Origin of the sequence: Candidatus Effluviviaceae Genus I sp. (assembly GCA_016867725.1) — a bacterium.
GTDB lineage: Bacteria > Joyebacterota > Joyebacteria > Joyebacterales > Joyebacteraceae > VGIX01.
This window is the reverse complement of the sequence record VGIX01000083.1, coordinates 1-3,390: the sequence shown is the minus strand read 5'-3', so window position 1 is coordinate 3,390 and position 3,390 is coordinate 1. Positions and strand designations below refer to the sequence as shown.

The window sequence follows — 3,390 nt, the reverse complement described above, 5'->3', positions numbered from 1 at the left end:
CGGCCATCGTCGCCGAGGTGAACGCGACGTTCGACGGCATCATGGTCCCGCCCGAGGACGGCAGGAAGTACCAGCCGGCGTACGAGTCGCTCTCGCCGGCCCGCGCCGACACCGACGCGGCGCCGGGCGTGGTGCTCCTCATGCCGCCCGGCGGCGCGCCGCAAGGTGAGAGCGTCGAGGAGGTGCGCGTCGAAGAGGCCCGCGCCGTCGCGGCGTTCCTCGCCGAGGCGCGGGATGGGGGCTCACTGCGGGTGTGGGACCGTGGCAAGGACTCGTGGCGGCCCGCCGGCCTCGGTGACATGGCGGTCCTCTTCCGGCGGACGGCCGCGCTCGAGGCCTACGAGGACGCCCTCTCCGCGTACGATCTGGAGTTCCGCGTCGCGGGCGGCAGACGCTTCTACGCCAGGCGCGAGGTGAGGGAGCTTTCGGCCGTGCTCGCGGCGGTGGACGACCCGCACAGCGGCGTCGCCGTCGTCGGCGCGCTCAGGAGCCCGTTCCTCGGCGTGTCGGACGAGAGCATCCTCCTCCATCGCCTCAAGGCCGGCTCGCTCAACTACCTCGACGGCCGCCGCGGCGCGCCGGAGGTGGACGAGGCGTTCGCGCTCCTCGCGAGGCTCCACCGGTCGAGGAGCGGCCGGCCCGCGTCGAAGGTCATCCGCGACGCGCTGACCTGGACGCAGGGGCTCTCGCTCTTCCTGATGAAGCCCGACGGCGAGCAGCGGCACGCGAACCTCGAGAAGGTGGCGGAGCTCGCCGAGGCGATGGAGCGGACGGAGCCGATCTCGCTCGGGGGATTCGTGCGGTGGCTCGCGGACGTCTCCGAGCTCTCGCCGGAGGAGGAGGAGTCGCCGCTCTCCGAGGAGGGAGGTGAGTTCGTTCGCCTGCTCACCATCCACAAGGCGAAGGGGCTCGAGTTCCCGGTCACGGTGCTCGCGGACCTCTCCGCGGGCGACAACAAGCCCGATGCGATGGTCGTGGACCGCGCCGAGGAGCGGCTCGAGTTCCGCATCGGCGGAGGCGAGAACGGCCTTCGGACCCTCGGATACGAGGAGCTGAACGCCCTCGAGAAGGAGCGGAAGCGCGCCGAGAGCCTGCGGCTCCTCTACGTCGGGATGACGCGAGCGCGCGACGCGCTCGTGGTGCCGTGGTTCGTGAAGAAGGGCGACGCCGGGCAGGCAGGGCTCCTCGCCCACCTCGCCGGCGTCCGCGAGCGCGCCGGGGAGCCGGTGCGCTCGCTCGCGGAGGCCCGCGGCCGGACGGTCGTCCCGTTCGACACGGGCGCGCTCGAACTCGGGCGCGGGCCGAAGAGGCCGCTTCGCGTCGACACGGAGCGGGCGCTCGCGATGGACCCGGCCGGGACGCGCGCGGCCGCGGAGCTGGCGGAGTGGAACGCCAGGCGCGAGGCGCGCGCGGCCGAACTGCATCGACCTGCGCCCATCCGCACTCCTTCGGGCGCCGAAGAGCAGGCGGCCGCGGCGCCCGCGTCCGGCGGCCGGGGTCGCCCCGGCGAGGCCGCCGGCCTCGAGTTCGGCTCGCTCGTCCACGCCGTGATGGAGCGCGTGGACTTCGGGAACCCGGGCGGCGCGGGCGCCATCGCCGCTGCGCTCGCCCGGACGGCCGGGCTCCCGGTGTCCGCGGCCAACGAGGCCGCCGACCTCGTCGCCCGCGCGCTCGCCTCACCGGTGATGCGGCGCGCTGCGGCGTCGGGCCGCGCGTTCCGCGAGGTCCCGTTCTGCGTCGCGTCGGGCGGTGGGATCGTCGAGGGCAGGTCGGACCTGGTGTTCGAGGAGCCCGAAGGCCTCGTCGTCGTGGACTACAAGAGCGACACGCTGACGGAAGGTGGCGCGGCCGAACTGGTGGAACGCTACCGCGGGCAGGCGGAAGCGTACGCGCGGGCGCTGTCGCAGGCGATCGGGAAGCCCGTGAAGGAGGCGGTGCTGCTGTTCCTGCGCGGGCCGGAGGAGGTGCCGATCAGCGGACCCCACACATAACGAATGCCGGATCCTCGGTGCCGACCGCTCCGGTCCCCAACCCTCCCGCTGGGGGCCTCGGCGGTACGACACGAACCCGGCAGGTCGGAAGCTATCACCCGAGGCGGCCCCTGTCAAGGGGCGTCGCGGCGTCGGGCGGGGCCAGTTGTGCCGCGGCCATGTACGGCCCCACGTGCGTGCCACCGAGCACTGCGTTGGGGCGGTGCCCCATGCGGTCGGCGCTCCCGCTCTCTGCGGGGTCCAGCGCGCTCTACCGGAAGATGGCCTTGATCGTGCCCCAACTCGCGGAGGCCGCCGCTGACACACGCTCATTCAGCCAGAGGTATGCGTTGCCGACCCAGTCGCGCATCAGGAGGTCGAGATCTCCGTCGCAGTCCACGTCCAGCAGCGCAAGCCCTCCGCCGCCGAACGGTGGTCCACTGACCCCGGTCAGCATCGCGGGGTTCTCCACGAACTGCCACGCCTGCGGCGTACCGACGTTCTCCCAGGCCCGGAGGGACTGCTCGGTACTCACGGTGACCAGGTCCAGGTCACCGTCGCCATCCAGGTCTCCGACCGCGATTGACCCAGTGGGAGGGATCACACCCAGTGACATGCTCCGGCACGAAAACGCGAGCCACTGCGGGGCCTGAGATGTCCCTGTGTTCTCGCAGAACCACGTACCTCCTCCTGCGCTCACGATGACCAGGTCAAGATCGCCGTCGGCGTCCAGGTCCGCGAGGCGTGGACATGCCTCTGTGTCGCCCCCGCTGCCGAACATGGACAGGTCCTGTTGCCACTGCGGCACCTGGGGCGTCCCGACGTTCCAGAACATGCGGAGTCCGGGCTGCCAGCAGCCGTAGATCAGGTCAAGGTCGCCATCGGCATCGAGATCCCCGAGCGTCGCGGTGCGAGGGGCGGTGCAGTTCGCGCAGTCCGGAAGCACGCTCCCCTCCGTCCGCCACGTCGGTGTTCCGGGGCAGGTCCCGTCGTTCCAGAACTGCTTCATGCTGCTGACATCAGGATCCCCATCGCCGTCCAGGTCCCCCCAGGTCGTCAAGTAGCTCATGTACTGCCCCGGCGGCGCCAGTTCGTGCGCCGACGTCCAGTACACCGCGGACTCTCCCGCCGCCGTCGCCGACCACAGCAGCGACACCGCCACCACCACGGCACCGATCGCAGTTCGTGCCATCGGGATCACCTCCTGTCCTCGTCGCGGTCCCGCAATGCATCCTCGGTGCGGCGGCTCCTCACCGGCCATCCTCAGAGCGCGGCGTGTAGCGCACGCTCAGCACCGGAGCCCCGCCCGCCGCGCCGTGTGAGTCGCAGGCCCCGACCGCTCCCGGCCAGCCTGGAGAGACCGCCAGCACCAGCCCGTGGTTCGGGACCGTCCCCGTAGCCCAACCGCTCACCATGTCCG

The 3,390-nt window shown here is 72.0% G+C and carries 2 protein-coding genes; one reads left to right on the top strand and one right to left on the bottom strand.

Going from position 1 to position 3,390, the window contains the following annotated elements:
* The coding region (locus FJY74_09600; GenBank protein ID MBM3308567.1) for a PD-(D/E)XK nuclease family protein at nt 1-1,991 on the top strand (1,991 nt) is incomplete at its 5' end.
* 250 nt (nt 1,992-2,241) lie between these two features.
* Here the strand turns inward: FJY74_09600 and FJY74_09595 are convergent.
* Nucleotides 2,242-3,162 (bottom strand): VCBS repeat-containing protein, encoded by a 921-nt coding sequence (locus tag FJY74_09595; GenBank protein ID MBM3308566.1) that lies wholly within the window; start codon nt 3,160-3,162, stop codon nt 2,242-2,244.
* Nucleotides 3,163-3,390 lie beyond the last annotated feature (228 nt).